This window comes from Streptomyces himastatinicus ATCC 53653, from assembly GCF_000158915.1.
Classification (GTDB): Bacteria; Actinomycetota; Actinomycetes; order Streptomycetales; family Streptomycetaceae; genus Streptomyces; species Streptomyces himastatinicus.
On sequence record NZ_GG657754.1, the window covers coordinates 1,120,131 to 1,123,040 of the forward strand.

At 69.5% G+C, this 2,910-nt stretch carries 2 protein-coding genes and 1 pseudogene; 2 read left to right on the forward strand and 1 reads right to left on the reverse strand.

What is annotated here, in order from left to right; all coding sequences use genetic code 11:
- Nucleotides 1–148: 148 nt before the first annotated feature.
- Complete coding sequence (locus tag SSOG_RS04205) at nucleotides 149–751, reverse strand: carbonic anhydrase (RefSeq protein WP_009712963.1); 603 nt, start codon at nucleotides 749–751, stop codon at nucleotides 149–151.
- Nucleotides 752–926: 175 nt separating this feature from the next.
- Here SSOG_RS04205 and SSOG_RS04210 point away from each other — a divergent pair, with 175 nt between their 5' ends.
- Together SSOG_RS04210 and SSOG_RS04215 are read left to right on the forward strand one after the other, a co-directional pair.
- Nucleotides 927–1,715 (forward strand): response regulator transcription factor, encoded by a 789-nt coding sequence (locus SSOG_RS04210; RefSeq protein ID WP_009712964.1) that lies wholly within the window; start codon nucleotides 927–929, stop codon nucleotides 1,713–1,715.
- Nucleotides 1,712–2,910: pseudogene (locus SSOG_RS04215) on the forward strand (sensor histidine kinase); the annotation flags it as partial. The gene SSOG_RS04210 and the pseudogene SSOG_RS04215, both read left to right, overlap by 4 nt.

Here is a 2,910-nt window from a genome sequence, read left to right on the forward strand (position 1 = left end):
TCCGGCGCGTGGGCCGGGGCGTACGCCTGGCCGTACGCCTGGCCGTGGGCCGGGGTCTGGGCCGGGCCGTGGGCGGACCAATCATCGACGTATATCGGGGGCCCGGCCGCTTCCGTGGGGGCCCGGCCTCGTGCATGGCGTCCCGTCGTCATGAGTGCACCCGGAAGTCGCCGTCCGCTTCGAGTTCCCACAACTCGGCGCTGTCGACTTGGTAGAACCAGCCGTGCAGCCGCAATTGGCCGTTCTCCAACCGGCGCCGGGCGCCCGGGTATTCCCTGAGCGCATCGAGCTGATTACGGACATTCAGCTGGGCCAATTCCTTCAGGCACGGGTCCTCTTCGGCGGAACCCAGCCTCGGGGTCAGTCCGGGCCTGGCGACGTCGAGCCAGGCGCCGACCCCGGGCATCCCGGACAGATCCGCCCCGGAGGCCAGCGCCCCCATGGCGCCGCAGTGCGAATGGCCGCAGACGATGACGTCCTGGACGCCCAGCACCTCCAGCGCGTATTCGATGGTGGCGACCTCGCCGGAGACCAGGTGCATACCGTGCGGCGGAACGATGTTTCCCGCGTTGCGCAGCTCGAATATCTCACCGGGCCGGGCCCCCGTGATGAGCGCCGGAATCACCCGGGAATCCGCACAGGTAATGAAGAGAGCCTGTGGGGATTGCCCGTCCGCCAGTTTCCGGTATTCGCCGCTGTCGAAATCTGCCCGGCTCCGGAACGAGCGGGCGTGTTCGAGGAGAGTCTGCATCGTGCCTCCCTGACGGGTGATTGTCACCAGATGCCATTCACCGTAAGGAGGCATGTGTCAGGCGAGGGCTAAACGAACACTAGAGCATTGCAAGTTCTTCGCCAATATTCGGGACCGCACTCGCAACATTACAAAAACCAGGACGCGGATCCGGCACTGCGGTAGACAGGACCCCATGACCGTACGAGCACTGCTGATCGAGGACGACGAGACGATCGCCGAGCCCCTCGTCGAGGGGTTACGGCGATACGGGCTGACGGCCAGCCATGTCGGCACCGGTGCCGCCGGGCTGGAAGGGCCGTACGGGGACATCGTTCTGCTCGACCTGGGACTGCCGGACATGGACGGCATCGACGTCTGCCGCGGCATCCGGCAGGTCTCCGACGTACCCATCATCATGCTCACCGCGCGCGGTGAGGAAGCGGACCGGGTACTCGGACTGGAACTGGGAGCGGACGACTATTTGGCGAAACCATTCAGCATGCGGGAGCTGATCGCCCGCATCCGCGCCGTCACCCGTCGCACCCAGCGCACCGAGACCGCACCCACCGTCCCCACGGCGGCCGCCCCCACCGCCACTCCTCCCCCACCGGTCTTCGAACCGGAACCCACCCCGACCCCGGCCCCGGCGCCCGTCCAGCACCAGACGCTGGAGGGCCAGGAGCCGCTGATCGTGGACCGCAGGACCCGGCAGGTCTGGGTCGGCGGCACCCCGGTGGCCCTCACCCCGAAGGAGTTCGAGCTGCTGGCCCTGCTCACCGAGGACCCCGGCGCGGTGTATTCGCGTCAGCAGATCCTCGACCGGGTGTGGGATCCGCACTTCCACGGGCCGACCAAGACCCTGGACGTGCACATCGCCACCCTGCGCCGCAAACTCGGCGACCCGGCCTGGATCCAGACCCTGCGCGGCGTCGGCTTCCGGCTCGCCGTGCACACCGGTGTTCCGGAGGCCGCCCGGCCGTGACCCGTCGTCTGCTGCTCGGCTATCTGAGCCTCGCCGTCCTGGTTCTGCTGTGTTTCGAGATCCCGCTCGGCTACATCTACAGCCGTTCCGAGAAGGAGCGGGTCATCTCCGCGGCCGAGGACGAGGCCGAGTCGGTGTCCGCGTACGCCTCGCTGTCCATCATGGCGGGCCGGCAGGACCGTGAACTCCCGACGCGGGTCAGGCACTGCGCCGAACGCATCGGCGGCGAGGTGCTCATCGTGGCCGCCGACGGCAGAGTGCTCGCCACTTCCCATCCGCTGCCCGCCGACCAGGGGCGGGACATCACGTCCCGGCCCGAGATCGCGGCGGCGCTGGGGGGCCGTGACGCGGTCGACGTACGGACCTCCACCATCGGCGGGGTCAGCTATCTCTCGATCGCCCAGCCCGTCTCGCACGGAAACCAGCTCCAGGGCGCCGTCCGGCTCACCGTCCCCACCGACATGGTGCACTCCAAGGTGCACCGGGCCTGGCTGCTGCTGGCCCTGGCCGGGCTGGCGATCCTGACCGGAGCCGCCGCGGTGTCACTGGTCTTCGCCCGCTGGACCAGCCGTCCCATCGTGGAGCTGGAACGCTTCGCGCACCGGCTGGCCGACGGCAAGGCCCCCACGCCCGCCCCGGCGACCTCCGGACCGCCCGAAGTACGCAGCCTCGCGGCCACCTTCAACCAGACCGCCGCCCGGCTGGCCCATCTGCTGGAGGCCCAGCGCGCGTTCGCGGCCGAGGCGTCCCACCAGCTCAAGACGCCGCTCGCGGCGCTGCGGCTGCGCCTGGACAACGTGGAACCCGACGTCCCCGAGCACGCCCGCCCCCAGATCGTCGCCGCCACGACCGAGACGGACCGGCTGGCCCGCATGGTCGAAGGGCTGCTGGCGATGGCCCGGATGGAGGAAGGCGCCGTGACCCCGGAGCGGATCGACCTGGACGAGCTGTGCAGGGAGCGGCTGCACACCTGGACCCCGCTGTTCCAGAAGCACCACTCCCACCTGGTCCTGCGCGGCCTCCCGGTCGGCCACGCCCTTTTTTTTGCCTGGCGCCGTGGAACAGATCCTGGACAACCTGCTCTCCAACGCGCTGCGGTCGTCGCCGCTGGGCAGCACCGTCACCCTCGACGTTCGCCACCCGGTTTTTTTGTTCGCCGTCATCTGCACCGGGACGGCCGCCCCACCTGGGTCGA

Excerpts from the sequence above, each read along its gene's own strand:
- SSOG_RS04205 (WP_009712963.1), bottom strand. The coding sequence starts at position 751 with ATGCAGACTCTCCTCGAACACGCCCGCTCGTTCCGGAGCCGGGCAGAT.
- SSOG_RS04210 (WP_009712964.1), top strand. The coding sequence starts at position 927 with ATGACCGTACGAGCACTGCTGATCGAGGACGACGAGACGATCGCCGAG.